This window comes from Actinomycetota bacterium (assembly GCA_004297305.1).
In the GTDB taxonomy this organism is placed as follows: domain Bacteria; phylum Actinomycetota; class Actinomycetes; order S36-B12; family FW305-bin1; genus FW305-bin1.
The window spans coordinates 269430-294590 of record SCTR01000009.1; the positions used below are offsets into that span (position 1 = coordinate 269430).

The 25161-nt window shown below is 72.4% G+C and carries 28 protein-coding genes, 2 tRNA genes and 1 pseudogene; 20 read left to right on the forward strand and 11 right to left on the reverse strand.

What is annotated here, in order from left to right; all coding sequences use genetic code 11:
- Positions 1 to 2: 2 nt before the first annotated feature.
- The 7 genes from EPO13_09660 (at position 3) to rdgB (ending at position 4823) form a co-directional block, all read left to right on the forward strand.
- A complete protein-coding gene (locus EPO13_09660; GenBank protein ID TAK69007.1) occupies positions 3 to 437 on the forward strand; it encodes a M67 family peptidase in 435 nt (144 codons plus the stop codon).
- 83 nt (positions 438 to 520) lie between these two features.
- The gene (locus EPO13_09665) at positions 521 to 793 is read left to right on the forward strand and encodes a MoaD/ThiS family protein (protein ID TAK69008.1); all 273 of its coding nucleotides are present in this window, start codon (positions 521 to 523) and stop codon (positions 791 to 793) included.
- A gap of 3 nt (positions 794 to 796) precedes the next feature.
- Positions 797 to 1744, forward strand: coding sequence for a cysteine synthase (locus EPO13_09670; protein TAK69009.1), 948 nt, complete (start codon positions 797 to 799; stop codon positions 1742 to 1744).
- A gap of 98 nt (positions 1745 to 1842) precedes the next feature.
- On the forward strand, positions 1843 to 2658 hold the full coding sequence (locus EPO13_09675; GenBank protein TAK69010.1) for a glutamate racemase: 816 nt from the start codon (positions 1843 to 1845) through the stop codon (positions 2656 to 2658).
- Positions 2655 to 3401, forward strand: a complete 747-nt coding sequence (locus tag EPO13_09680) for an MBL fold metallo-hydrolase (GenBank protein ID TAK69011.1) — start codon at positions 2655 to 2657, stop codon at positions 3399 to 3401. Before EPO13_09675 ends, EPO13_09680 begins: the two co-directional genes overlap by 4 nt.
- Positions 3402 to 3441: 40 nt before the next feature.
- A complete protein-coding gene (locus tag EPO13_09685) occupies positions 3442 to 4176 on the forward strand; it encodes a ribonuclease PH (protein TAK69012.1) in 735 nt (244 codons plus the stop codon).
- Complete coding sequence (gene rdgB, locus EPO13_09690; protein TAK69013.1) at positions 4173 to 4823, forward strand: RdgB/HAM1 family non-canonical purine NTP pyrophosphatase; 651 nt, start codon at positions 4173 to 4175, stop codon at positions 4821 to 4823. Before EPO13_09685 ends, rdgB begins: the two co-directional genes overlap by 4 nt.
- A gap of 184 nt (positions 4824 to 5007) precedes the next feature.
- Here the strand turns inward: rdgB and EPO13_09695 are convergent, their stop codons facing one another.
- The 3 genes from EPO13_09695 to EPO13_09705 form a co-directional block, all read right to left on the reverse strand.
- On the reverse strand, positions 5008 to 6240 hold the full coding sequence (locus EPO13_09695; protein ID TAK69014.1) for a cytochrome P450: 1233 nt from the start codon (positions 6238 to 6240) through the stop codon (positions 5008 to 5010).
- An 88-nt stretch (positions 6241 to 6328) separates the two neighbouring features.
- Positions 6329 to 6404 (reverse strand) — tRNA-Leu (locus EPO13_09700).
- Between the two features lie 3 nt (positions 6405 to 6407).
- Complete coding sequence (locus EPO13_09705) at positions 6408 to 6878, reverse strand: thioredoxin-dependent thiol peroxidase (protein ID TAK69015.1); 471 nt, start codon at positions 6876 to 6878, stop codon at positions 6408 to 6410.
- Positions 6879 to 6997: 119 nt separating this feature from the next.
- Here EPO13_09705 and EPO13_09710 point away from each other — a divergent pair.
- The 6 genes and pseudogenes from EPO13_09710 (at position 6998) to EPO13_09735 (ending at position 11753) form a co-directional block, all read left to right on the forward strand.
- Positions 6998 to 8034 (forward strand): annotated as a pseudogene (locus tag EPO13_09710) (cobalt ABC transporter permease).
- Positions 8035 to 8036: 2 nt separating this feature from the next.
- Positions 8037 to 8816 (forward strand): cobalt ECF transporter T component CbiQ, encoded by a 780-nt coding sequence (gene cbiQ / locus EPO13_09715; GenBank protein ID TAK69016.1) that lies wholly within the window; start codon positions 8037 to 8039, stop codon positions 8814 to 8816.
- The gene (locus EPO13_09720) at positions 8813 to 9670 is read left to right on the forward strand and encodes an ABC transporter ATP-binding protein (GenBank protein ID TAK69017.1); all 858 of its coding nucleotides are present in this window, start codon (positions 8813 to 8815) and stop codon (positions 9668 to 9670) included. Before cbiQ ends, EPO13_09720 begins: the two co-directional genes overlap by 4 nt.
- A gap of 54 nt (positions 9671 to 9724) precedes the next feature.
- Positions 9725 to 9994: a DUF3618 domain-containing protein gene (locus EPO13_09725; GenBank protein ID TAK69018.1), complete on the forward strand. Its 270-nt coding sequence runs from the start codon at positions 9725 to 9727 to the stop codon at positions 9992 to 9994.
- Between the two features lie 7 nt (positions 9995 to 10001).
- Entirely contained in the window at positions 10002 to 10364 is a 363-nt protein-coding gene (locus EPO13_09730; protein ID TAK69019.1) for a co-chaperone GroES, read from the forward strand.
- A 6-nt stretch (positions 10365 to 10370) separates the two neighbouring features.
- The gene (locus tag EPO13_09735) at positions 10371 to 11753 is read left to right on the forward strand and encodes a HAMP domain-containing protein (GenBank protein TAK69020.1); all 1383 of its coding nucleotides are present in this window, start codon (positions 10371 to 10373) and stop codon (positions 11751 to 11753) included.
- Between the two features lie 58 nt (positions 11754 to 11811).
- Here the strand turns inward: EPO13_09735 and EPO13_09740 are convergent, their stop codons facing one another.
- Positions 11812 to 12489, reverse strand: a complete 678-nt coding sequence (locus EPO13_09740; protein TAK69021.1) for a response regulator transcription factor — start codon at positions 12487 to 12489, stop codon at positions 11812 to 11814.
- A 294-nt stretch (positions 12490 to 12783) separates the two neighbouring features.
- On the opposite strand from EPO13_09740, the gene EPO13_09745 reads away from it, so the two are divergent.
- Positions 12784 to 13884: an NAD-dependent epimerase/dehydratase family protein gene (locus EPO13_09745; GenBank protein TAK69022.1), complete on the forward strand. Its 1101-nt coding sequence runs from the start codon at positions 12784 to 12786 to the stop codon at positions 13882 to 13884.
- 30 nt (positions 13885 to 13914) lie between these two features.
- Here the strand turns inward: EPO13_09745 and EPO13_09750 are convergent, their stop codons facing one another.
- The 3 genes from EPO13_09750 to EPO13_09760 all read right to left on the reverse strand — a co-directional run bounded on the left by EPO13_09750 (position 13915) and on the right by EPO13_09760 (position 15500).
- On the reverse strand, positions 13915 to 14202 hold the full coding sequence (locus EPO13_09750) for a hypothetical protein (GenBank protein ID TAK69023.1): 288 nt from the start codon (positions 14200 to 14202) through the stop codon (positions 13915 to 13917).
- A 44-nt stretch (positions 14203 to 14246) separates the two neighbouring features.
- Positions 14247 to 14753 carry a DoxX family protein gene (locus tag EPO13_09755; GenBank protein ID TAK69024.1) on the reverse strand — a complete coding sequence of 169 codons (507 nt, stop codon included), beginning with the start codon at positions 14751 to 14753 and terminating at the stop codon, positions 14247 to 14249.
- Between the two features lie 671 nt (positions 14754 to 15424).
- Positions 15425 to 15500 (reverse strand) — tRNA-Lys (locus EPO13_09760).
- 444 nt (positions 15501 to 15944) lie between these two features.
- Here EPO13_09760 and EPO13_09765 point away from each other — a divergent pair.
- A complete protein-coding gene (locus EPO13_09765; GenBank protein ID TAK69025.1) occupies positions 15945 to 16583 on the forward strand; it encodes an ACT domain-containing protein in 639 nt (212 codons plus the stop codon).
- A gap of 10 nt (positions 16584 to 16593) precedes the next feature.
- Entirely contained in the window at positions 16594 to 17985 is a 1392-nt protein-coding gene (locus tag EPO13_09770) for a cytochrome P450 (GenBank protein ID TAK69026.1), read from the forward strand.
- A gap of 18 nt (positions 17986 to 18003) precedes the next feature.
- Here the strand turns inward: EPO13_09770 and EPO13_09775 are convergent, their stop codons facing one another.
- Together EPO13_09775 and EPO13_09780 are read right to left on the reverse strand one after the other, a co-directional pair.
- Positions 18004 to 18438 carry a CBS domain-containing protein gene (locus EPO13_09775; protein ID TAK69027.1) on the reverse strand — a complete coding sequence of 145 codons (435 nt, stop codon included), beginning with the start codon at positions 18436 to 18438 and terminating at the stop codon, positions 18004 to 18006.
- Positions 18439 to 18541: 103 nt separating this feature from the next.
- Positions 18542 to 20590: an EAL domain-containing protein gene (locus tag EPO13_09780; GenBank protein TAK69028.1), complete on the reverse strand. Its 2049-nt coding sequence runs from the start codon at positions 20588 to 20590 to the stop codon at positions 18542 to 18544.
- 87 nt (positions 20591 to 20677) lie between these two features.
- Here EPO13_09780 and EPO13_09785 point away from each other — a divergent pair, with 87 nt between their 5' ends.
- Positions 20678 to 21490, forward strand: a complete 813-nt coding sequence (locus EPO13_09785; protein TAK69029.1) for a hypothetical protein — start codon at positions 20678 to 20680, stop codon at positions 21488 to 21490.
- Here the strand turns inward: EPO13_09785 and EPO13_09790 are convergent.
- Positions 21376 to 22233, reverse strand: a complete 858-nt coding sequence (locus EPO13_09790) for a histidinol phosphatase (protein TAK69071.1) — start codon at positions 22231 to 22233, stop codon at positions 21376 to 21378. The genes EPO13_09785 and EPO13_09790 overlap by 115 nt on opposite strands.
- A gap of 239 nt (positions 22234 to 22472) precedes the next feature.
- Here EPO13_09790 and EPO13_09795 point away from each other — a divergent pair, with 239 nt between their 5' ends.
- Positions 22473 to 22943, forward strand: coding sequence for a hypothetical protein (locus EPO13_09795; protein TAK69030.1), 471 nt, complete (start codon positions 22473 to 22475; stop codon positions 22941 to 22943).
- A gap of 19 nt (positions 22944 to 22962) precedes the next feature.
- On the opposite strand, the gene rsgA is transcribed toward EPO13_09795, so the two are convergent.
- Complete coding sequence (gene rsgA, locus EPO13_09800; protein ID TAK69031.1) at positions 22963 to 24501, reverse strand: ribosome small subunit-dependent GTPase A; 1539 nt, start codon at positions 24499 to 24501, stop codon at positions 22963 to 22965.
- Here rsgA and EPO13_09805 point away from each other — a divergent pair.
- Complete coding sequence (locus tag EPO13_09805) at positions 24484 to 24792, forward strand: hypothetical protein (GenBank protein ID TAK69032.1); 309 nt, start codon at positions 24484 to 24486, stop codon at positions 24790 to 24792. The genes rsgA and EPO13_09805 overlap by 18 nt on opposite strands.
- 53 nt (positions 24793 to 24845) lie before the next feature.
- Complete coding sequence (locus EPO13_09810; GenBank protein TAK69033.1) at positions 24846 to 25133, forward strand: hypothetical protein; 288 nt, start codon at positions 24846 to 24848, stop codon at positions 25131 to 25133.
- Positions 25134 to 25161: the final 28 nt, after the last annotated feature.

The following is a 25161-nucleotide window of genomic DNA, read 5'->3' on the forward strand; positions in this document are numbered from 1 at the left end:
GCATGCTCGTGATCCGCCAGGACCTTGTCGACGGCATCATTGCGCACGCTCGTCGCGACCACCCGGACGAGGCCTGCGGAGTCGTGGCGGGTCCGATCGGCGCCGACCGCCCGCAGCGACTCGTGGTCATGGACAACGCCGCGCGGTCGCCCACGTTCTACGAGTTCGATTCGATGGATCTGTTGCGGCTGTACCGGGAGATGGATGACCGCGACGAGGAGCCCGTGGTGATCTACCACTCGCACACCGCCACCGAGGCGTTTCCCTCCCGCACCGACGTGTCCTACGCCTCGGAGCCGTTCGCGCACTACGTGCTGGTGTCGACCCGCGTACACGGGAGCGACGAGGGCCCCGTCGAGCTGCGGTCGTTCCGGATCGTCGACGGCGAGGTCACCGAGGAGCCGGTCGAGGTGGTCTCGGCGTATCCGGGGGAATGACCCGCCCTACCCTTGGGGTTCGCCCCTTGGCCCGGCCACCCGGTCGCGCCGCCGCCCGCGTGCAGAACCAGGAGCCCGTCGTCATGGCCATCGAGGTCCGCATCCCGACGATCCTGCGTCCCTACACCGGCGGCGCGAAGTCGGTCGAGGGCGCCGGCGATTCACTGGCGACGCTGTTCGCGGACCTCGACGCCCGTCATCCGGGCCTGCGGGAGCGGCTGGTCGACGACAACGGCCTGCGCCGGTTCGTCAACGTCTACCTCAACGACGAGGACGTGCGCTTCCTGGGCGGCCTGGCCACCGAGGTGGCCGACGGGGACGTCGTCACGGTGCTGCCGGCCGTCGCCGGAGGCTGACCGATGCGCTACGAGTCGCTGCTGGCCTCGGTCGGCGGCACGCCGTTGGTCGGCCTGCCCCGGCTGAGTCCCGGTCCCGGCGTCCGGCTGTGGGCGAAGCTGGAGGACCGCAACCCGACCGGGTCCATCAAGGACCGCCCCGCGCTGTGGATGGTGGAGCGGGCGGAGCAGGAGGGCCGGCTGCAGCCGGGCGCGACGATCCTCGAACCCACCAGCGGCAACACCGGTATCTCGCTGGCGATGGCCGCGCGGCTGAAGGGCTACCAGCTGGTCTGCGTCATGCCGGAGAACACCTCGGCGGAGCGGACCCAGCTGCTGACGATGTGGGGCGCCCGGATCATCTATTCCGCCGGCGCCGGTGGCTCGAACGAGGCCGTCCGCGTCGCCAAGGAACTGGCCGGTCAGCACCCGGACTGGGTGATGCTCTACCAGTATGGGAATCCGGCGAACGCCGAAGCGCACTATCGCACCACCGGACCGGAGATCCTGGCCGACTGCCCCGAGGTGACTCATTTCGTCGCCGGTCTGGGGACGACCGGGACCCTGATGGGCGTCGGCCGGTTCCTGCGCGAACACGTACCGGGGGTGCAGATCGTCGCCGCCGAACCCCGGTACGGCGAACTGGTCTACGGGTTGCGCAACCTCGACGAGGGTTTCGTGCCCGAGTTGTACGACCCTGCGGTGCTGACCTCCCGCTTCTCGGTCGGTCCGCGCGACGCCGTACGGCGGGTCCGCGAACTGCTGGCCGCCGAAGGCATCTTCGCCGGGATCTCGACCGGCGCGATCCTGCACGCCGCGCTGGGGATCGGCGCGAAGGTGGCGAAGGCCGGCGAGCAGGCGGACATCGTGCTGGTGGTCTGCGACGGCGGCTGGAAGTACCTGTCCACCGGTGCCTACGCCGGCACTCTGGACGAGGCCGAGGACGCGCTCGAGGGCACCGTCTGGGCCTGAGCGCGGCTCAGACCGGCTGCACCGCCACGGTCCGGCCCGGCCGCGCGACACGACAGCGCCTGCGGTTCCGGTGGTGCCGGACGGTTACCCTGCTGCGCGTGGCAGACGCACCGATCGGGATCTTCGACTCCGGCGTCGGCGGCCTGACGGTGGCCCGCGCGGTGCTCGACCAGCTCCCGCACGAGGCGATCCTGTACGTCGGTGACACCGCGCGCGGGCCCTACGGGCCACTGCCGCTGGCCCAGGTCCGCGCGTACGCGCTGGAGGTCATGGACCATCTGGTGGCCGAGGGCGTGAAACTGCTGGTGCTGGCGTGCAACAGCGCCAGCGCCGCGGTGCTGCGGGATGCGCGGGAGCGGTACGACGTGCCGGTCGTCGAGGTGATCCAGCCGGCGGTCCGACGCGCGGTGCGCGCCACCCGCAACGGCCGGGTCGGCGTGATCGGGACCCGGGCCACGATCACGTCGCAGGCGTACGACGACGCCTTCGCCGCCGCGCCGGAACTGGTGTTGACCAGTCAGGCATGCCCGCGTTTCGTGGAGTTCGTCGAGGCCGGCGTCACCAGCGGCGACGAGTTGCTGGCCGTCGCCCGGGAGTATCTGGCGCCGCTGCAGGCCGGTGGCGTCGACACCGTTGTCCTGGGCTGCACGCACTATCCGCTGTTGACCGGCGTGCTGGCCTACGTGATGGGCGACGGCGTCACGCTGGTGAGCAGCGCGGAAGAAACGGCCAAGGACGTCTACCGGACGCTCGTCGCCCACGATCTGCAGCGCGCTGATGCGCTGCCGGCACCGGTGCATCGCTTCCTGGCGACCGGTGACCCGCAACCGTTCGCGCGGCTCGGCCGCCGGTTCCTGGGCCCGGAGGTGGTCGCGGTCGAAGGCGCGCCCGGTCTGGTGGGGGCCGGCGGGTGAAACTGACCGTCCTCGGCTGTTCCGGTTCCTACCCCGGCCCGGATTCGCCGGCGTCGGGCTACCTGGTCGAGCACGACGGCCATCGCATCGTGCTCGACCTCGGCAACGGGGCTTTCGGTGCGCTGCAGCGCTTCGCCGATCCCGACGGCATTGAGGCGGTGGTGCTGTCCCACCTGCACGCCGACCACTGCCTGGATCTGTGCGGCTACTGGGTCCAGCGGAAATACCGCTACGGGCAACCACTCCCGGCACTGCCGGTGTACGGCCCCGCCGGCACCGGTGACCGGCTGGCACGGGCCTACGGCATGCCGGCCGATCCGGGAATGAACGCCGAGTTCGACTTCCGGTCCGTTGCTGACGGCCCGATCGAGATCGGGCCGTTCCGGATCACGACGGCCGCCATGGTGCATTCGATCACCGCGTACGCGATCCGCGTCGAGGCAGCCGGGCGTGCCCTGGTGTATTCCGGTGACACGGCGGAGAACGACGAGCTCGTGCGGCTGGCGGCCGGCTGCGACCTCGCGCTGCTGGAGGCGTCGTACCTGGACGGGCAGCCGTACCCGCCCGGCATCCACCTGAGCGCGCGCAGCAGTGGGCGCACCGCCGCGGCCGCCGGCGCCGGCCGGCTGGTCATCACCCATCTGGTGCCCGGCTACCGACGCGAGGACCTCGCGGCGCAGGCCGCGACGGCGTACGACGGCGACCTGGCGCTCGCGGCCGCCGGCGCCCAGTACGAGGTCTGATCGCCGCACCGCGCAGCGGACGGCACTAGGGTCGGCGACCATGACGCGATCCGACGGCCGCACGGCCGAGCAACTGCGGCCGGTCCGGTTCCAGCGCGGCTGGCTGGACCACGCCGAAGGTTCGGTGCTCGTCGAGTTCGGCCGGACCCGGGTGCTGTGCGCGGCAAGCTTCAGCCCCGACGTCCCTCGGTGGCGACGCGGCAGCGGACTCGGTTGGGTCACCGCCGAATACGCCATGCTTCCCCGGGCCACCGGCACGCGGTCGGACCGCGAGGCCGTCAAGGGCCGCATCGGCGGGCGGACCCACGAGATCTCGCGCCTGATCGGCCGCTCGCTGCGGGCGGCCCTGGACTACAAGGCGCTGGGAGAGAACACCATCCAGCTGGACTGCGACGTCCTGCAGGCCGACGGCGGCACCCGTACCGCGGCGATCACTGGTGCCTACGTCGCGCTCGCCGACGCGATCGCCTGGGCCACCGCGGCCGGTCACGTCCGGCCGACGGCGCAACCGCTGCTGGGGTCGGTCGCCGCGGTGAGTGTCGGCATTGTCGACGGCGAGCCGCGGCTCGACCTGCACTACGACGACGATGTCCGCGCCGACACCGACATGAACGTCGTGATGACCGGTGACGGTCGGTACGTCGAGGTCCAGGGAACGGCCGAGGGCGAACCGTTCGACCGTGCGCTGCTGGACCGGCTGCTCGGCCTCGCCGCGGCCGGTTGCGCCGAACTCACCGAGTTGCAGCGGGCCGCACTGGCCAGTCCCGCCCCGTGACCGAGCTCCGGCAGCTGGTCCTGGCCACCCGCAACGCTCACAAGGTGGCCGAGCTACGCCGGATCCTGGCGAGCGCCGGGGTCGTCGCGCAACTGCTCGATCTCGACGCCGTCCCGCCGACCCCCGAGGTCGCCGAGACGGCCGAGACGTTCGCGGGCAACGCGTTGCTCAAGGCGCGGGCCGTCGCGAGCGCCACGGGCCTGCCGGCGGTGGCGGACGATTCCGGCCTGTGCGTCGACGCCTTGCACGGCATGCCCGGCGTCCTGTCGGCTCGGTGGGCCGGCCGTCATGGCGACGACCCGGCCAATCTCGCGCTCGTGCTGGCGCAGTTGGTCGACGTACCCGATGAGCGCCGCGGCGCCCGATTCGTCTGCGCCGCAGCCGCGGTGCTGCCCGCCGGTCCCGGCCGGCCCGGCCGGGAACTCCTCGTCGAGGGCGAACTGGCGGGCACCATCGTGCGTGCGGGTGCCGGGACCGGTGGCTTCGGCTACGACCCGATCTTCCGGCCGGACGGTGATGACCGCACCCTCGCCGCACTGTCACCGGAGGCCAAGGACGCCATCTCGCACCGCGGCAAGGCTTTCCGGGCGCTGGCCAGCCAGCTCCCGGACCTGTTCGACGCCGCCGGCGCCGGGCCTGCGCACTGACGGCGCCGGGCCTGCGCACTGACGTCCCGACCCACGCCGACCGCGCCCGCACCTACGCCCGACGTCGCCGACCTGCGCCGACGCCTGACGTCGCCCGACCTGCGCCGACCGGCACCGACGCCCGACACGACAAGAACCGGCCTGCTCGTGAGCAGGCCGGTTCTTGTCCGTGCGTGGGTCGCGGCTACCAGGTGACCGGCAATTCCCAGACGCCGTACACCGGACCGCCGAACTTGAAGTTGATCTCGTCCAGCCCGACCGCCAGTTGCAGGGTGGGGATCCGGCGGAACAGCGTGGTGTACACCACGGTCAGTTCCATCCGTGCCAGTTGCTGCCCGAAGCACTGGTGGATGCCGTAGCCGAAGGCCATGTGCTTGCGGGCATTGCTGCGATGGATGTCCAGCGTGTTCGGGTTCTCGAAGACCGAGGGGTCACGGTTGCCGATGTCGTTGGCTCCGATGACGCCGTCGCCCTTGCGCACCAGCTGGTCGCCGATGGTGAGATCCTCCAGCGCGATACGGCGCCGGCCGCCGTGGGTGATGTTGAGGTAACGCAGGAGTTCCTCGACGGCGTTGCTGACCAGATCCGGGTCGTCGGTGTCGCGGAGTTCAGCCAGTTGCTCGGGGTGCAGCAGCAGCGCCAGCACGCTGAGCGCGGTCTGGTTCGCGGTGGTGTCGTGGCCGGCCACCAGGACCAGTTCGGCCATCGCCACGACCTGATCACGGCTGAGCTTGCCCTCGCGCAACTGGCGGACGACGAGCTCGCTGAGCAGGTCCTGCTCGGGGTCGAGGTTCGGGTCGGCGTTCTTGGCATCGACCAGTTCACCGATGTACTCGAGCATCTGTTCCATCAGCTCGAGGCCCTCTTCATAGCTGGAGGCCTTCGAGTTGACCGCGGAACCGGCCTTCTGGAAGAGCTCCCGGTCCTCGTACGGCACCCCGAGCAACTCGCAGATCACGAGCGACGGCATCGGAAGGGCGAAGCTCTCGACGAGGTCGGCCGGCTTGGGACCGGCCAGCATGTCGTCGATCAGGTCGTCGACGATCTTCTGAACGCGTGGTCGCAGTTCCTGAATGTGCTTGACAGTGACTGTGGGAGTGAGCATCCGGCGCTGCCGGTTGTGCTCCGGGTCGTCGAGGTTGATGAACGTCTGGACCCGCTGCTGCCGCGCGTGGATCGCCGGGGTGAAGGCCGGGTAGCCGGGCAGTTCCGCGTTCACGCTCAGCCGCTGGTCGGACAGCATCTGCTGGAGATCGGCGAACCGGGTCACGATCCACGGCGTGGTGCCGTTCCACATCTTGGCCGGGCAGACACCGGCGCCTGCCTGCATCTGCGCCAGGATGGGCGGGGGGTCCAAGGGATGCTCGGGGTCCCGGAGCATCGGGAACTCAGGAACCTCGGCCTTGGTGTCGGTCATGCAGCCTCCTCGAGCCACCCGTTGTGGTCTGGAGCACAGAGCGTACCCGCTGATCCCTGACTTTCCCAGATGGGATCAATCTGAGTTCTGGTGGGGCCGACGAGAGTCGAACTCGCACTGTCACGGACCTAAACCGTGCGCCTCTGCCGTTGGGCTACGGCCCCGCATCAGCCTATGCCGAGGTCCTTGCGGAGCTTGGCGACGTGACCCTTGGCCTTCACGTTGTACCAGGCGTGCTCGATGACGCCGGCGGCGTCGATGACGAAGGTCGAGCGGATGACGCCGGTGACCTTCTTGCCGTACATCGTCTTCTCGCCGTAGGCGCCGTACGCGGTCAGCACTGCCTTGTCCGCGTCGGAGACCAGCGGGAAGGTCAGCCCGTCGCGCTCCCGGAACTTGGCGAGCTTCGCCGGACTGTCGGGGGAGATGCCCACGACGGTGATCCCGGCGGCCTGCAGCGAGTCGAGGGAGTCGCGGAAGTCGCACGCCTGCGTCGTGCACCCCGGCGTCATCGCGGCCGGGTAGGCGTAGAGGACGACGCGGGAGCCCCGCAGGCCGGCCAGGGACACGGTGTTGCCCGCATCGTCGGGCAACGAGAAGTCCGGCGCGCGGTCACCGGAGCTCAGACGATCGCTCACAGGAGGTCTCCTCGGTCGGGGGATGGGCAGCCCGAGGCTATCGGCGACCGTCGGAGCAGCGGTCTCCGGCTTCTTGCAAAGTGTTTGCAGGTAGCTGGTGAGCCGATATGGTGCCGGTCGTGCACATTCCCGACGGGCTGATCGACGCGCCGGTGTCGGTCGCCGCGGGGGCGGTCGCGGTGTGCGGCGTGGCGTGGTGCCTGCGCGGCGCCCGCCGGGAACTCGATGAGACCACCGCGCCGCTGGCCGGATTGGTCGCCGTGTTCGTCTTCGCCGTGCAGTTGCTCAACTTCCCGGTGGCAGCCGGCACCAGCGGACATCTGCTCGGCGGCGCGCTGGCTGCCGTGCTGGTTGGTCCGTACGCCGGGGCGTTATGCGTGACGGTGGTCCTCAGCGTGCAGGCACTGGTCTTCGCCGACGGCGGCCTGAGCGCGCTCGGGCTCAACGTCGTGAACATGGCGTTGGTGACCACCGCGGTCGGCTGGCTGGTCTTCCGCGGGCTGCGGGCGATATTGCCGCTGTCCCGGCCGTCCATCGTCGCGGCCTCGGCCGTGGCGGCCCTGCTGTCGGTGCCGGCCGCGGCGGCGATGTTCACCGTCGAGTACTGGCTGGGCGGTACGGCGACCTTCAGCGTCGGACAGGTGCTGGCCGCGATGGTCGGCGTCCACGTGCTCATCGGTATCGGCGAAGCGGTGATCACCGGGTTGACCGTGGGCGCGGTGCTGAGTGTGCGGCCTGATCTGGTGTACGGCGCCCGCCCGCTGCTGGCCGCCCGCCGGGGGACGCCGCAGCCGGCCACCGCCGGGAGCCAGGCGTGATGCGGTCGCGCCCCGTCGTGTGGCTTGTCGCCGGCGGCCTCGTGATCTGCTTGCTGCTGGCCGGTTTCGTCAGTTTCTATGCCAGCGCCGCTCCGGACGGATTGGAGCGGGTTGCTGCCGATCACGGGTTGCTCGACCATGCCGCGGACTCCGCGGTCGCCGGTTCCCCGCTGGCCGACTACGGGGTGGCGGGCGTCAGCGACGAGCGCGTCTCGGTCGGCTTGGCCGGCGTCGCCGGCGTCGCCATCACCGCGGCGGCCGGGTTCGGCCTGTTCGGGCTGCTGTCGTACCGCCGTAAGCCGGCGACCGGTCAGCCGCCGGCCGGCACCGCGGCCTGACCATGGGAGCCGGCCACGGCCACGGCGTCGCCGAAGGCCTCTACCTTCCCGGCTCGTCGCTCGTCCACCGGCTCCCCGCCCACCTCAAGCTCGTCGCCGTTCTCGCCTTCGTGCTGGTCGTGGTCTGTACGCCGCCGACCCGGGTGCCGGCGTTCGCGGCGTACCTGGCCCTGCTGGTCGCCGTGGCCCTGCTGGCCCGGGTCCCGCTGCCCACGGTCGCGGCCCGCTCGTTGATCGAGTTGCCGTTCGTCCTGTTCGCTGTGCTGATGCCGCTGCTGGGGCCGGACCCCCGCGTCGACGTCCTGGGGCTGTCGTTGTCCCAGAACGGATTGCAGTCGGCCTGGGGCATCATCGCCAAGGGCACGCTGGGCGTGTTCGCCTCGGTCCTGCTGGCCGCGACGACGCCCGCGCGTGACCTGATCGCCGGCCTGGAGCGGTTGCGCGTCCCGACGCTGCTGGTGCAGATCGCGTCGTTCATGCTCCGGTACTCCGTGGTCGTGGTGGAGCAGAGCCGCCGGATGGCCGTCGCCCGTGCCTCCCGTGGGTTTGCCGCGCGCGGACCGCGCGCCTGGCCGGTGCTGGCCCGCGCCGCCGGGACGTTGTTCATCCGGTCGTACGAACGAGGGGAACGAGTCCATCTGGCGATGCTCAGCCGCGGGTACGACGGGACCATGCCGCTCGGCGGCGCGGTCGTGGTGCGCCCGATCGACTGGCTGGCAGTGCTGGTCCTGCCGCTGCTGGCCGCCGCGGTCCTGCTGGCCACGGCGATGATGTGGCGATGAGCCGCCACGGCCTGACCGGGCGGGACGGTCCAGCGGCGCCCGCCGCCGAGCCGGCCGACGGGCTGGCCGACCCGGCCGCCGAGCCGGCCGACGGGCTGGCGGCGGCGCCGACCGACCCGGCCCTGGACGTGCGCGGGTTGAGTTACTCGTATCCGGCCGGCGAACCGGCGCTCGACGGCGTCGATCTGGTGGTCGGCCGCGGCGAGCGGGTCGCCGTCCTCGGCCCCAACGGCGCCGGCAAGACCACGCTCGCCTTGCATCTCAACGGGATCCTGCGGGGCACCGCCGGTCAGGTCACCGTCGCGGGCCGCACGCTCAGCGATGACACCGTGGTGGAGATCCGGCGCCGGGTCGGGCTGGTCTTCCAGGATCCCGACGACCAACTGTTCATGCCGACGGTCGCCCAGGACGTCGCCTTCGGGCCGGCGAATGCCGGGCTGCGTGGCGCGGAGCTGGCCGCTCGGGTCCAGCACGCTTTGCAGACCGTCGGAATGTCTGCCGTCGCGGATCGGCCGCCACACCACCTGTCGTTCGGGCAACGCCGCCGGGTGGCGCTGGCGACCGTGCTGGCGATGCGCCCGGACGTGCTGGTCCTCGACGAGCCGTCGAGCAATCTCGACCCCGCGAGCCGCCGTGAACTCGCCGACGTCCTGGCGCGGCTGGACGTCACCGTGGTCATGGTCACTCACGATCTGCCGTACGCGCTGCAACTGTGTAGCCGGTCGGTCATCCTCGACGCCGGCCGGGTGGTCGCCGACGCGCCCACCCGGACGCTGTTCGCTGACGCCGAGACCCTGGCCCGTCACCGCCTCGAGCTGCCGTTCGGCTTCGACCCGGCAGCGGTCCCGGCGTAGGCTGCGGCGACCGACCCGCCCCGCGGGTCCTCGACGTATCCGGAGGTCCCGTAGGTGGCCAAGGAGTCCAGCCCGCCGGCCGGCCGCGGCATCGCCGAGATCGAGGCGGAGATCGCCGACGCCCGCGCCAGCCTCGCCGGCAACCTGGCCGCGCTGCGACAGCAGGCGGCGCCGAAGGCCGTCGCGCAGCGGCAGTACGCGAAGGCGCGGGGATTCTTCGTCGACGAGTACGGCGGCGTCCGGCCCGAACGGATCGCCGGCATCGTGGTCGCGCTCGCCGCAGTGATCGTGGTGCGCCGGCTGATCCGTTCCCGTCGTGGCTGACGGTGGCATGACCGGCACCGCCCCCGACGTCCCCGACACCACACCACGAGCCGACGGCTCGGTCCCGATCGTGCTCACCCACGACCGGCTGTTGGTCAGCGTCGCTGACAGTGCGGGCGAGCGGCAGTCCAGTGGCGGCATCCTCATCCCGGCAACCGCCCAGGTGGCACGTCGACTCAGCTGGGCGCGGGTCGTCGCCCACGGTCCCAGCGTCCGTATGGTCCAGGTCGGCGACCGGGTGCTGTTCGAGCCGCAGGACCGGGCGAACGTCGAGCTGCAGGGCATCGAGTACGTCCTGCTCCGCGAACGCGATGTGCATGCGGTGGCCGCGTCGCGAGTCAGCGACGCCGGGACCGGTCTCTACCTCTGACGCGCCGTGGCCGCTGCCGGGTGGTCGAGGTCGTGGTGGCCGCGCGGCATCCGCGCCCGCTCGGTGACGGCGGCAGTCGCTGTCGTCGCGGTCGCCCTGGTCGTGGCCGGCGCCGCCCTGCTGTTGCTGCTGCGGTGGTCCCTGGTGGGCGAGGTCGATGCCGCGGTGGCGCAGCGCAGCCGGGACCTCGCCGCCGAGATCGCCGTCGAGCCGGCCGACGACCCCGGCCTGATGCCCTCACAGAACGCCGACGTCATTGCGCTGCAGGTGCAGTCCCTCGACGGACAGTTGCTGGCGGCCAACGGTTTGCTCAGCGACGGGCCGTTGCCGGTGAGTTCCCGGCCAGCACCGGGCACCAGCGTGCACGTCGACATCGCGGTACCCGCGGCCGGCGGCGAGACCTACCGGGCAGTGGCGACCGGCGCGCAGACCGCCCGCGGACCGGTCGTCGTCGTTGCGGCGCAGTCACTGGCCGGCGTCCACCACACCCTGAGCGTCGTCGCGGCGTTGCTGGTCGCCGCGACCCCGGTCCTGCTCGGCGCTGTCGGGTGGGCGACGTACGTCGCGGTCGGTCGTTCGCTGCACGCGGTGGAGGCCATCCGGCGGGGCGTGGCGCGTATCGAGTCGACCGACCTGCACCAGCGGGTCCCGGTGCCGGCGACCGGTGACGAGATTGCGCGGCTGGCCACGACCATGAACGGCATGCTGGCCCGGCTGGAGGAGTCGAGCCGGGCGCAACGGCAGTTCGTCGCCGACGCCGGCCACGAACTGCGCAGCCCGCTGGCCTCGTTGGTCGCAGCGATCGAAGTCGCTGAGTACCAACAGGAACAGGGCTCGCCGGCGTGGGCCGAGACCGCGCCGGTGCTGCGTGACGAGGTGGCCCGGTTGAGCCGTTTCGTCGACGACCTGTTGGTGCTGGCCAAGGCCGACGAACACCAGCTCACGCTGCACCTGCGCGACGTCGACCTGGACCACGTGGTCGAGATCGAGGCGGCCCGGGTGCGGGCGACCACGACGCTGCGGGTCACCGGCAGCATCGAGGCGGTCCGGGTCACCGCCGATCCGGGCCGGATCGCCCAGGTCGTCCGCAACCTCGTCGACAACGCGATCCGGCATGCCGAATCCGGCGTCGCCCTCTCGGTCAGCACCGCCGCCCATCAGGCGGTGGTCACGGTGGACGACGACGGCCCCGGCGTCGCCGAGGCCGAGCGGGAGCGGATCCTGGAGCGCTTCGTGCGGCTGGACGAGCATCGGGGCCGGGACTCGGGGGGATCCGGCCTGGGGCTGTCGATCGCCCAGGAGATCGCGATCGCGCACGGCGGCTCGATCCGCGTGGCCGAGAGCCCCTCCGGCGGGGCCCGCGTCGAACTGATCCTGCCCCGCGACTGAACCCGCTGGTGATAGCGACCGGTGGGACGAAGGTACGGCGGGGACGGCGTACCGACCCTCAGCCGCCGTCCTCGGCCAGCCGGTAGCCGGCGCCGCGCACGGTGCACAGCGCGTGGCGGTCGAACGGGTCGTCGAGTTTGCGCCGCAGGTAGCCGACGTACACCTCGACGACGTTGAGCGGGCCGCGGAACCCGGGATCCCAGACGTGCTCGACGATCTCGCTCTTGCTGACCACTCGGCCCTTATTGCGCAGGAAGAACTCCAGCAGATGGAACTCGCGAGGGGTCAGTTCCACCCGCTTGCCGCTGCGGGTGACCCGACGGCTCAACGGATCCAGGGTCAGGTCACCGGCGGCGAGCACCGCGGGCCGTTCGGGCGTCCCGCGGCGCAACAGCGCTCGCAGCCGGGCCGTGAGCACGACGAAGCTGAACGGCTTGGTCAGGTAGTCGTCGGCGCCGAGGTCCAGCGCGTCGGCCTGCTCGTGGTCGCCGTCCTTGGCCGTCAGCATGAGTACCGGCGTCCAGACCTGGCGGGCACGCAACTGCTCCAGCACCCGATAGCCGTTCAGCTGCGGCAACATCAGGTCCAGCACGATCACGTCGTACTGCTGCTCGGTGGCCGCCCACAGTCCCTCGACGCCGTCGTGGACGATGTCGACGGTGAATCCCTCGGCTGTCAGCCCGCGCCGGATCGTGTCGGCGAGCCGAACCTCGTCGTCGACCACCAGCACCCGCACTGTTCCTCCAGCCTCGCCCGTCCCGGTCGGCCTTGCCCGTCCCGGTCGGCAGGTCACGCCGGTACGTCAGCCGGGGCTGCACGGCGGCGCTCCACCGGGCAGTGCCGCCGGGCACGGAACCCACGCCCGTACTGCCGTGGACGGAGGCCGCGCCGGTCGCATTGTGCCGGGCCGTGCTGAGAACCCCCTGAAGCGCCGCCGACTGCGACCGGTCGGCCGCCTGCCGCTGCCCGCTCGCGCCCCCTGGCCGCGCGGCCCCTAGCATCGCGACCCGAGTGTCGTGGAGGTGAGAGCGTGGCGCGCAGGACGCTGGTGATCGGTGGGACCGGGCCGACCGGCCGCTGGGTCGTCGAGGGTCTGCTCGACAGCGGCGACGCGGTCACGATCCTGCATGGTGGGCAGCACGAGGTGGACTTCAGCCGGCCGGTCGAACACCTTCACGCCGACGTCCATTTCGTCGAAACTCTGACCGCCGCGCTGGCCGGTCGCGACTTCGACGTCGTCGTCGCGATGTACGGCCGCACCCGGTTGCTCGCCGAGGTCCTCGCCGGCCGGACCGCGCGGCTGGTCGCGATCGGCGGTAGCGCCTACTCCCGCGACGAAACCCGGCACGGGCCGTTGGGCGCGCCCGCCGTGCTCGACGAGCACGCCCCGATGGTCGACGATCCGAACGGACCCCGGTTGCAGCACAAGGTCTGGCTGACCGAGCAGGCGTTGCTCGGCGCGCACGCCGCCGGCGCCTTCGCGGTGACGGTGCTGCGGTATCCACCGGTGGTCTACGGACCCGGCGCGCTCGCCCCACGGGACTGGAGCGTGGTACGCCGGATCCTCGACGGCCGGGCCAGGATCCTGGTCGCCCACGGCGGGACGACGGTGCGCAGCCGGGTCTACGCGGCGAACGCGGCGCGCGCTGTGCTGCTCGCCGTGGCCGAGCCGTCGGCAGCAGGCCAGATCTACAACGTGGCCGACGACGAGCAGCACAGCGAGGGTCAGCTCATCCAGTACGTCGCCGGCCTGCTCGGCCGGCAGGTCGAGCTGGTCGGTGTCCCCGGTGAGATCGCGACCAAGGTGTACCGCCACGTCGACAGCTCGCACCAGACCCGGCTGCTGGATACCGGCAAGATCCGCCGGGAACTGGGGTACTCCGACGCGGTCGCCGTGCCAGCGGCGCTCGCCGCGACCGTGGAATGGTTGCAGCGCAACCCCTTGCCGCCGGGCGGTGAGGCCGAGCAACAGCTGGGCGACCCGTTCGACTACGCGCTGGAGGACCGCATCGCCCAGGAGTACGGCGAGGTGCTGGCCCGGACCAGCACGCTGGAGTCGGTCCCGGGCGTCGCCGGGCACATGTACCGCCACCCCACCCGACCCGGGGAGGGTTGGCGCAGCCCGTCGTGACCGGCGTCCCCGTCGCGGCCGGGCGCGAGATCAGCCCTCCAGGGCCCGCTCTGCGGCGACAGCGCGGATGTGCTTGACGTACGCCTCGATGCCCAAGTCGTTGAGGTCGGCGGCGACATGCAGGGCGGCGAGCATCTCCTCGTCCAGCGAGCCGGCCGCTGGTTGGGTCGCCTCGACCCGCATCCCGGCCTCGTCGGACGGGCGCATCGAGATCTCGGTGAAGCCCCGCAGGCTCAGCTTCTTCACGGTGTCGGCGAGGACGTCGGGATCGGTGATCCGATCGACCGTGAAGTTCATCCGCATGATGTGAGTAGGCATGTGCGAGACCTCCTTGGTACTGCGTGTGGACCCGAACGTCTCGGTCAGCTGGTCACCCGCGGTGGCCGCCAGAAGACCGCCAGGAGTGCCAGCGCGCCGAGGAGGCCACCGCCGGCGGCGACGGCCAGCCCGACCCAGCCGTCCAGCGCCGTATCGATGCCGATGGCATGGTCGAGCGAGAGCCGGCCGGGTCCCAGTGCTCCCAGTGCCGACGCGACGACGGCCAGGGTCAGGACGTACTCCCAGCCTTCCTTGACGATGAAGAACCCGCGACCGCGGTGGTACGCCAGGCCCGCTACCGCCATCACGCCGACGACGCCGGCGGCCGCGACGCTGGTGATGAGGCCCAACAGCAACAACACGCCGCCGACGATCTCGGTGATCACGCTCATCCAGGCCTGGCCGAGCGGCTGGCGCAGGCCGATGCTCCCGAACCACCGAGCAGTGCCGCTGATCTTGCCGCCACGGGCGAGGTGGTTCCAGCCGTGGGCGATCATGACGACCCCGATGATCGCCCGGATGAGCACCGCGGCGATGTCGATCTCGATCAAGGTCGTGCCTCCAGGAATGGGCCGATTCTGCGGTGATCGTAGCGATACGGCGGCGATCCGACCCGGCGGCAACGCGGCGCCGGGCTCCGCTGCCAGTGCCGCCGGTGGCGCGCCTCGCCGCGGCGGCCGGCGCGGCTTTCGCTGAGACCGACGCTCAGGTGCGCGGCGTAGGGTCGGCTCGTCTCCGGATGAGACGACGCCCCCGTCCGGCCTTCGGGCTGGACGGGGGCTGCTTCGTCACTGCGTCAGGCGGTTGCTACGGCCGCACTCCCGGGGCTGTTTCGTCGGTGGCTGCGGCCCGGTCCTGTGCCGAGCTGCCGGTTTCCGTCGCCGAGCTTCGGCGGACCGGTTTGGAACCGGCACGGGCCGGAGATCACCGGGAGCGGACGGGGCCTTCTGGGAGGAGACGTCGTGGCCGGCATTCTGTGGGTGATCGCGGTTGTCCTGGTGATCGCGGGCATTGTCACGTTGGTCCGAGGCCAGGTCATCCTCGGCATTGTGTTGATCGTCGCCGGCCTGCTCGTCGGCCCGGGGGGCGTCAGCATCTTCAGCAATCGCTGACGGGCAATCGCGAGCGCGAAGGTGAGGGGCCGGAGTTCGGGTCCTTGTCTGGCGGTGCGGCGGAAACGACTCAGCGCTTCCGCCTGGACAGACGGAAGCGCTGGTCACGATGGTGCGCCGCCAGGGACTCGAACCCCGAACCCGCGGATTAAGAGTCCGCTGCTCTGCCAGTTGAGCTAGCGGCGCGAGCCCGCCGAGGGTAGCACCGCGCGCCGCTGGCCTCCCACTCCAGCAGCTCCCGCGACCCCGGTCCACGCGGATCGACCAGGTCCATGAGCAGCGTGAGCGGTACGCCCTGACGCAGCAGGGTCAACGCCAGGGACGGCGCTGTCCCACGGTTCCCTGTCATGTGCTGGCTCCTTCCGCCGGTACCGATGCCATCGGTCGGCCGCTGCCGGCGATGGTGACCCGAACGAGTGGTGCCGCCACGCAGCCACGCCCTGGCTGCCGGACGGTTCACCCTTCCGGCGCAACAGATCACGTCCGCGCCGTGTCGCTGAGCCGACAACTGGCCTTGACGATCGTCGGCTGCGTCGTCGGGCAGGGGAAACGTCGCCGTCACGCGGCCATGGGACAGTGCACCGGCGTACCGGTGTCCGGGTCCGGTCGGCGAGGTGAGGAGGCGCTGGGGTGCCGGTGTTGCTCGTGCGGATCACCGTTCCCGACCGTCCCGGCAGCCTGGCATCGGTGACCGGCGCGATCGCTGCGACGGGGGCGGACGTGGTCTCCATCGACGTCCTCGGCGCCGAGGAGGGCAGGGCCGTCGACGACGTCGCCCTGCGGGCCACCGGCGCGGACGCGCGCGAGCGGATCCGGCTCGCGCTGGAAGGTCTGCCCGGCGTGGCGGTCGAGTCGATCCGGGTGGCGCGGGGCCTGCCGGGGCACCGACCCGACCTCGACGCGCTGACCTGGGTCGCCCGCGACCCGGGCCGGGCCTTGGTCACCTATGCCGATCACCTGCCGCTGATGCTCGGTGCGGACTGGGCGGTGCTGGCCGAACCGGGCCCCGGGGGGACCTGGACGCTGATCCACCGGTCGCCCGGCGCTCCCGCCGAACCAGATCTGCCGCTGCCGGCGACGCCGGTCGTCGCGGCTCGGGCTGCCCGGGACGAGGGCAGCCCCCGCACCGCCGCCCTGGTCGGGCTCGCCGGCGGCCGCTGGCTGTTCGTCGCGGTCCGCGACGAGGGCCCGCCGTTCCGGCGTCAGGAACTGCTGCACCTGCAGCGGGTGACCGACCTGTTCGTCCTGCTGGCGGAGCCCACGCAGTAGCGTCCCTGCGGTGGCGGCCGACCCTCGTTCGACACCCGCGCGGCGCTACCTCGGCACTCCGGCCACCGCGCCCGGCCCGTCGGGCTGGTCCATGCTGCGTGACCTGCGCGCCATCAGGTCCGACCCGTTGCGCTTCCTGGAGCGCAGCTGGCGCCGGTACGGCGATGTCCTCCAGTACCCGATCCCGCGGCCGCCGACGTACCTGGTCACCGATCCCGCCGGGGTACGGCAGGTGCTGCAGGGCAATGCCACCAACTACGGCAAGGGCACGATCCAGTACTCCGCGCTGGCCCTGGTGACCGGAGACGGCCTGCTGACCGCGGACACAGCCGCGTGGCGCGAGCAGCGCCGGCTGGTGCAGCCGGCGTTCCACCACCAGTCGCTCGGGTCGGTCGGCGAGCACATCGCCACCGCCGTCCGGCGCGTCGATTCCGCCTGGGCTGCAGCGGGTCCCGGCGCCATTGTCGACGTCGAGACGGCCATGATGCGGCTGTCGCTGGACGTCGTGGCCGGCGCGCTGTTCGGGACCGACCTGGCCGGCAGCGCCGATCGGCTCGTGGCGGCCACGCTGCGGGCCCTCGCCGTCGTGGTGGCCCGCGCGCGCACCCCGATCGCGCCGCCGGTATGGGCGCCGACCCCGGACAGCACCCGGCTGCGGCGCGCGCTGCGGGACCTCGACGAGGTCGTGGCCGTCCTGATCGCGCAGCGCCGCCGGCGTGGCCCGACGGCGTCGGCGCCCGACCTGCTCGACCTGCTGCTGCAGGCGTACGACGGGCAGTCCGCCGCCGTGACCGGCCGCGGCGTCCGCGACCAACTGGTGACCTTCATCGTGGCCGGTCACGAGACGGTCGGCAGTGCCCTGGCGTGGGCGTGGTGGCTGCTGGCGCGTCATCCCGCCGTGGCGTCACAGCTGAGCGAGGAGGCCCGCACCGTGCTGGGGGACCGCGATCCCACCGTGGCCGACGTGGCGGCGCTGCCGTGGACGCGGGCGGTGTTCGACGAGGTGCTGCGGCTCTACCCGCCTGCCTGGCTGCTGTCCCGCAGGAGTCACGCCGCCGACGAGGTCGCCGGGCACCGGCTGCTGCCCGGGTCGCTGGTGATCATCAGTCCCTATCTGCTGCACCGGCACCCGGCGGCGTGGCCGCAGCCGCAGCTGTTCGATCCAGGCCGGTTCGCCGGAGCGGAACGATCGGCGGTGTCCCGTACCGCCTACCTGCCGTTCGGCGCCGGTCCGCGACTGTGCATCGGGCGCGAGTTGGCCCTCGCCGAGGGGGTGCTGGTTCTGGCGGCGCTGTCCCGGCGGTGGCGGCCGACGGCCCTGCCGGGCCAGGTGGTCCGGGCCAGCCCGGTGGTGACCATCCGTCCGCGTGGCGGCATGCCGCTGCGCCTTGCGCGAAGCTGAACCGGGCCGATCGACCGGTCAGCTCTGCGTGACGTAGTCGATGAGCGCCTGTCGTTCGTCCTCGAGTTCGCCCAGCCGGGCCTTGACGACGTCGCCGATGCTGATGATGCCCGCCAGAGCGCCGTCGGGTCCGACCACCGGAACGTGCCGGACCCGCAGTTCGGTCATGACGGCCATGAGGCCCTCGGTCGTGTCGTCGTAGGTACAGGTCTGCACCACGCTCGTCATGATCGACTCGACGGTGTCCTGCAACGCATCACGACCGGTGATGTCCATGGCGCGGACGACGTCGCGTTCGGACGCGATGCCCTCGATGGCCCGTCCGTCGCCGGACACCACCGCTGCTCCGATGCGGTGGGTGGTCAGCAGCCGTAACAGGTCGGCGACGGACGCGGCCGGGGCGATCGTCACGACCTCGTCGCCCTTGTTCCGCAGCACGCGCTCGATCCTCATGGGGACCTCCTTGGGCTAGCGCCGATGCGGATCATCGTGCCGGTTCCGCGGCCGCTGCGCTACGGGAACTGCCGACGATGCGAAACCGGCTGCCGAACAGCCGCTACGGGAAACTCGGGGCGCCCAGCAGATAGCCCTGCAACAGGTCGGCTCCGGCGTCGACGGCAGCGTCACGTTCCGCGACGCTCTCGATCCCGTGCACGGCCACCTGGGTGCCCGCGGCACGCACCAGGGTGACCAGCGGTCGCAGCAGTTCGGTGAAGTCCGGCCAGGCGGCACTGCGCAGCGCCCGCAGGTCGATCTTGACGATGTCGGCGTGCCGGGCCGGTAGGGCCGACAGGTCGGTGGGGCCGCGGCCGAATCCGTCGAGGACCAGCCCGACGCCGAGGGCACGCAGGTCGTCGACGACGGCCGCGGAGCCGCTGGTGGTCGCCGAGAGGCCCGCTTCGGGCATTTCCAGCATGAGGCGATGCGGCGGCAACCCGCTGCTGCGCAATGCTTCAGCGATTCGTGCGACGATCCGCGGATCCTCCAGCTGGGCCACCGCGAGATTGACCGCGACCCACGGCGGTGGGGTGTCCGGTGCCGTGGTCCAGGCGGCGGCCTGCGTGCAGGCCAGCAGCAAAGCACGGCCCCCGAGTTCGATGATGGCGCCGCTGGCCAGCGCCGCGTCGAGGACGTCGGCTGCTGCCATCGGACCGTGCTGCGGGTGGCGCCACCGCAGCAGCGCCTCCTGACCGACCACCCGGCCGGTCCGGTCGTGCACCGGCTGCCAGGCCAGCGCGACATCCTCGAGGCCGCCCTCGCCGGTCAGCAGCGCGGCCAGGTCGTCGTCGTGCGAGGGCCGCAGGCCCTCCGCGGCCCAGGCGACCCGGCGGCGGCCGCCGGACTTCGCCTGGTACATCGCGGCATCCGCCGCGCCGATCGCGGTCTCGACGTCGCGCGGCGTCGGCGTACGCAAGCCGTCGCACACCAGCACGCCGACGCTCGCGCCGACCGCGGTCTGCCCCCGGTCCGTCGACACCGGCACCGCCAGGGCCTCGATCACCTTGCGCGCCAAGGCATCTACGGCGTCAGCATCGCGGACGTCTTCGAGTACGACGACGAACTCGTCGCCGCTGACGCGGGCGACGGTGTCCGCGGAACGGATCAGCTTGCTGATCGTCTGGGTGGTCCAGACCAGGACCGTGTCGCCGGCTGCGTGCCCCAGGTTGTCGTTGACCTCTTTGAAGCGGTCGAGGTCGACGAACAACACTCCGACCCGGGTGTTGCGCGAATGCGCCCGCCGCAGCGCCTCGGCGAGCCGGGTGTGCAGCAGTGGCCGATTGGCGGCACCGGTCAGCGGGTCGTGGGTGGCCGCGCGCTCCAGTTCCCGTTGCACGGCCTTCTGCGCGGAGATGTCCAGGTGGGTCACGACGGCGCCCCCGCCGGGCAGGCCCAGCGGTACTGCTTCCAGCGCAACCCATCGCGCACCGGCCGACCACCCGGTGTGCAGTTCGGCGCGGAAGATCGCGCGGCGTCCGGCGACGACGTCGAGGACGCCGTCGGGGATGTCGTGGTCGCCGGTCGTCCCGATGATCATGCTGGTCAGCAGCGCGGCGTAGTCGTCGCCGAGTCGGGGATGCGTGCCCCGGGCGGTCAACGGTTGGTCGAGGAACTCCCGGTTGGCCGCGACGACCGACCCTGCGCCGTCGAGCACGCAGGTGCGTCCCGGCAGCGAGTCGACGACGGCCTCGGCGAACCGGCGGCGCTCGTCACGTTCCTGCTCCGCCCGCACCAGCGCGGTGACGTCCCGATTGACCGACACCGCGCCGGTCGGCACGCCCTGGGTGTCGCGCAGCAAGGTGACGGAGGTGTCCACGTCGACCTCGCGGCCGTCGAGCCGGCCGCCTCGGGCTCGCTGCACCACGCGGCACGACCAGCGGCCGTGGGCGTACAGGGTGTCCCACAGTTGTCCCACGTCCGCGCCGTCGGGGTACCGGGTCTCCACCACGCTGTCCCACGGCCGGCCGACGGCGTCGGCGGCAGCGATGCCGTACAGGTGCTCCGCGGCGGGGTTCCACAACCGGACCCGGCGGTCGGTGCCCAGCGCCACGATGGCGTCCGAGACACCGTCCACCAGAAGCTCGGAGAGCTCCTGCTCACGGTTCACGACGCCCCTCCACCGACTCCGCCGCCCCCCCCGGGCGCGGTCAGCCTAACCGGGCCGGCAGCGCCGCCGCTCTGCCAGGATCACCGGGTGCGGACCGCCGGCCTCGTCGTGCTGTGGATCCCGGTGGTGCTGTGGTGTGACCGCGTCGCGTCGCCGGCGGCCCAGGTCGGGCTGGGCGTGGCGACCTGGGCGCTGCTGATCGGCCTGCTGTGGCGGCGCCCGGTGCCGGTGCGGGTGCAGACCGCGGTCGTCGTGGTGTTCGCCACGGTCGTCGAGTACGTGTTCTCCGGCTGGCTCGGGGTGTACGAGTACCGGCTGGACCACGTGCCGGCGTATGTGCCGCCCGGGCACGGCCTGGTGTACCTGGCTGCGGTCGCCGTCGCCGGTTCCCCGCTCGCCGTCGCGTACCGCCGGCCGCTGGTGGCAGCCACGGTGGTCGTCGCCAGCGGCTGGGCGGCGTGGGGGGTGTTCGTCTCGCCGCGGCCGGACGTGTTGGGGGCGTTCTGGTTGCTGTGCCTGCTGGGATTCCTGGCCGTCGGCCGGGCTCCGCTGCTGTACGTCGGAGCGTTCGTGGTGGTGTCGTGGCTGGAACTGCTCGGCACGGCATGGGGTGTCTGGCAGTGGCAACCGGTGGACACGCTGGTCGGCTGGGTCAGCATCGGCAACCCGCCGAGCGTCGCCGCCGGCGGTTACGGCTGGTTCGACCTGGCCGCCGTGGCCGTCACACCGCTGCTCCTGCGGCTGGTCGGCCGGGTACGGCGCTGGGGACTCCGCCGGGCGACCCCTCAGCTGCCGGAGTCGAGGACGCGCACCGCCGCGGCATGCAGCAGCCCGTTGCTGGTGAGCGTGCCGGCCCGGCCGAGCGCGTCCGGGTCACCGCCGTACGACGTCCCGTCGTAGCCGCCGATGGTGCCGCCGGCCTCCTCGACGATGGGGATGAGGGCCGCGACGTCCCAGGGGGACAGCTCGGGTTCGGCGGCGAGGTCGACCGCTCCCTCGGCCACCAGGACGTGGGACCAGAAGTCGCCGTAGGCCCGAGTCCGCCAGCAGGTCCGGATCAGCTGGGCCAGACCGGGTTCCGCGCCTCGCACGTCCCAGCCCCGATCGTCGGAGTACGAGAACGAGGCGTCGCCGAGCTCGGCGACCGCGCTCACCCGCAGCCGCCGCGGCCCCGCTGTCGCCGGCTCCGTGCACCAGGCGCCCTGGCCGGCCGCCGCCCACCAGCGGCGGCCCAACGCCGGTGCCGACGCCACCCCCAGCACGACCCGGCCGTCGGCGACCAGCGCGATCAGCGTCGCCCATACCGGGACGCCGCGGACGTAGTTTTTGGTCCCGTCGATCGGGTCGACGATCCAGCACCGGCCGGCTCGGGCCGGCCGGGTGTGGTCTGGGGGAGCGCCGCGCGAACCGTCGCCGTACTCCTCGCCGAGCACGTCGTCGGCCGGCCGCTGCTGCGCCAGGGTGTCGCGGACCAGGCGCTCGATGGCCAGGTCGACGTCGGTGACCGGGGTCAGGTCGGGTTTGGCGCTGACCGTCAGATCCGCGGCCCGGAACCGGGCGAGCGTGACCTCGTCGGCAGCGTCGGCCAGCCGCAACGCCAGCGCCAGGTCGGCGGCGTACGCCCCCGCGCCTGCCCCAGCCACGGCCGCTTCGGGCGCATCGGTCACGGCCGCGCCAGCCACGGCCGCCTCGGTCGCGGCCGCCTCGGGCTCGGCGTCGGAAGTCACAGCGCCGCACGCTACCGCCGCCCGCGGTCACCGCCGTGGCGCTCCGCTGCCGCCGCCGGCAGCGGTCGCGCTCCGCCGTCGCGCGACACGGTCACGCGCCGCCGGTAGCGGCGACGTTGCTTGAACGCCTCGGATGGTTCGGCGACAGTGTGCGCGTGCCGGACTTCGTGCTGGATCTTCCGCTGCATCCGTTGGTGGTCCACGCCGTGGTGGTGCTGGTGCCGTTGACCGCGATCGGCGGTGTGCTCTCGGCGTTGTGGCCGTCGTTCTCCCGGCGCTTCGGCGTCCTCGTCGTCGTGCTCGGCGGTGCCGCGACGGTCGCCGCGGTCGTCGCCCGCCAGGCCGGCTACGCCCTCGACGAGCGTGTCCCGGCACCGTCTGACCACGAGCGGCTCGGGACCTGGGTGCCGCTGGTCGTGTTCGTCCTGTTCCTGGCGGTGCTGGCGCTCTGGCTCCTCGACCGCGGCACCCCGCGGGACCGGCCCCGCCGCCCGGTCACCTGGGTGGCGGCGGTCGCGGTCGTGCTGTCCGCGGTGCTGGCCACCGGCTGGGTGATCGTGGTGGGGCACAGCGGGTCCGGCGCGGTCTGGAGCGGCGTGGTCAACCTGCCGCCGGAGGACGACTGACTCCCGCCCGCCCGCCGGTTCAGGCCGGTGCGGCCGGGTCGCTGTCGGCTCGGCTGCGCAGCAGCCGGCGGAGCGATGCCAGCCGCGCGGGGCCGCCCGCTCCGGCGTGGCCGCCGTCGACCCAGGCGTCGAGGGCACACTCCGGCTCGTCGTGGCCGCACCCGCGCGGGCAGTCCGCCGTACCGGCCGCCAGGTCAGGGAACGCGGCCAGGACGCGGGCGGCGGCCAGCCCGGCCAGTCCAAAGGACCGGATGCCGGGGGTGTCCACGATCCAGCCGCCGCCGGGCAGCGGCAGGGCCACCGCGGAGGTCGAGGTATGGCGGCCGCGGCCGGTGACGTCGTTCACCGTGCCGGTGCTGCGCCCCGCTCCGGGGACCAGCGCGTTCACCAGCGTCGATTTGCCCACCCCGGAACTGCCGACCAGGACGGTGATGCGGCCCTCCAGTCGCTGTCGCAGCTGGCTGAGGTCTTCGCCGCGGGTGGTCGCCACGACCGGCACGTCGAGCGCGGCGTACTGCGCCACAAGGGAATCCGCGGCGGCGAGGTCGGACTTCGTCAGCACGAGCAGGGGTTCCAGGCCGCCGTCGTACGCCGCGACCAGGCAGCGGTCGAGCAGCCGGGGCTGCGGGTCGGGTTCGGCCAGGGCGACGACCACGGCCAACTGCTCGGCGTTGGCCACGATCACGCGCTCGACCGGATCGGAGTCGTCGGCGGTACGGCGCAGCGTCGTGGTCCGCGGGGCGACCCGGATCAGCCGCGCCAGGGTGTCGGCGGATCCGGAGACGTCGCCGACCAGATTCACCCGGTCGCCGACCACGACCCCCTTGCGGCCCAGCTCTCGGGCCTTGACGGCGGTGACCTGGTGCCCGGCAGGCGAAGTCGGGTCGTGGTCCGGCAGCACCACCGTGAACCTGCCGCGGTCGACGGCGACGACGAATCCGTCGACGGCGCGGGCGTGGGCCGGGCGTTCCTTGGACCGCGGCCGGGACTTGCCTCGTCCGGGACGGACGCGGACGTCGTCCTCGTCCAGGTCCCGTGGGCTCACGCGCCGAGCACCGCCGCGGCCGCGCGGGGTTCGAGCATCGCTGCCCACATGGCGTCGAAGCCCGGCAGCGTCTTGCTCGTCGTCGCGATGTCCTCGACCTGCACGCCTGGTACGGCGAGCCCGAGAACCGCTGCGGCAGTAGCCATTCGGTGATCGTCGTACGTCCGGAACAGGCCCCCGCGCAGCGGCTGCGGCTTGATCTTGAGTCCGTCGGGGCGCTCGGTGACCCGGCCGCCGAGGTTGTTGATCTCGTGCGTGAGGGCGGCGAGCCGGTCGGTCTCGTGGCCGCGCAGATGCGCGATCCCGCGCAGCCGGGACGGGCCGTCGGCCAGCGCGCACAGCGCCGCGACGACCGGCGTGAGTTCCCCGACGTCGTGCAGGTCGAGGTCGACCCCGGTGACCCGGCCGTTGCCGGCGACGGTCAGACCGTCCCCGGCCAGGGTGACCGAGCCCCCCATGGCGGTGAGGATCTCGCGCAGCGCGTCGCCTGCCTGGGTGGTCGATTCGGGCCATCCCGGCACGGTGACGCGGCCGCCGGTCACCAACGCCGCGGCCAGGAACGGCGCGGCGTTGGACAGGTCCGGCTCGACCGTGCGGTCCAGCGCTGCCAGGGGACCGGGATGGACCCGCCACGTCGCCGACCGCGGGTCGGTCGTGTCGGCGTCGACGAGCACGCCGTGGTCGCGCAGCATCGCCACGGTCATCGCGATGTGGGGCAGCGAGGGCACCGCGTCGCCCCGGTGCCGGACCGTGACGCCGTCGCGGAACCTCGCCCCGACCAGCAGTAGCGCCGAGACGAACTGACTGGAGCTGGACGCGTCCAGCACTACCTCGCCGCCGGCCACCTTGCCGGTGCCGTGGACGGTGAACGGCAGGGTGCCGCGGCCGTCGTCGGCCACCTCCACTCCCAGCGACCGCAGCGCGTCGACGACGGCGCTCATCGGCCGCACCCGGGCGCGTGGGTCCCCGTCGAACCGGACGTCGCCGCGGGCGAGGGCGGCGACCGGGGGGACGAACCGCATGACGGTGCCTGCCAGGCCGCAGTCGACGTGCGCCGGGCCGTGCAACGGGCCGGGCCGGACCGCCCAGTCGCGGTGGCCGGGATCGTCGGACACATCGACGATCTCGGCGCCGAGGCTGCGTAGCGCCTTGGCCATCAGCTTGGTGTCGCGG

Bases quoted from the DNA above. Each gene is read 5' to 3' on its own strand.
- EPO13_09665 (TAK69008.1), top strand. From the start codon at position 521: ATGGCCATCGAGGTCCGCATCCCGACGATCCTGCGTCCCTACACCGGC.
- EPO13_09695 (TAK69014.1), bottom strand. From the start codon at position 6,240: ATGACCGACACCAAGGCCGAGGTTCCTGAGTTCCCGATGCTCCGGGAC.
- EPO13_09685 (TAK69012.1), top strand. From the start codon at position 3,442: ATGACGCGATCCGACGGCCGCACGGCCGAGCAACTGCGGCCGGTCCGG.
- EPO13_09720 (TAK69017.1), top strand. From the start codon at position 8,813: ATGAGCCGCCACGGCCTGACCGGGCGGGACGGTCCAGCGGCGCCCGCC.
- EPO13_09775 (TAK69027.1), bottom strand. From the start codon at position 18,438: ATGAGGATCGAGCGCGTGCTGCGGAACAAGGGCGACGAGGTCGTGACG.
- EPO13_09670 (TAK69009.1), top strand. From the start codon at position 797: ATGCGCTACGAGTCGCTGCTGGCCTCGGTCGGCGGCACGCCGTTGGTC.
- EPO13_09730 (TAK69019.1), top strand. From the start codon at position 10,002: ATGACCGGCACCGCCCCCGACGTCCCCGACACCACACCACGAGCCGAC.
- cbiQ (TAK69016.1), top strand. From the start codon at position 8,037: ATGGGAGCCGGCCACGGCCACGGCGTCGCCGAAGGCCTCTACCTTCCC.
- EPO13_09750 (TAK69023.1), bottom strand. From the start codon at position 14,202: ATGCCTACTCACATCATGCGGATGAACTTCACGGTCGATCGGATCACC.
- rsgA (TAK69031.1), bottom strand. From the start codon at position 24,501: ATGGCCCGAATCGACCACCCAGGCAGGCGACGCGCTGCGCGAGATCCT.
- EPO13_09660 (TAK69007.1), top strand. From the start codon at position 3: ATGCTCGTGATCCGCCAGGACCTTGTCGACGGCATCATTGCGCACGCT.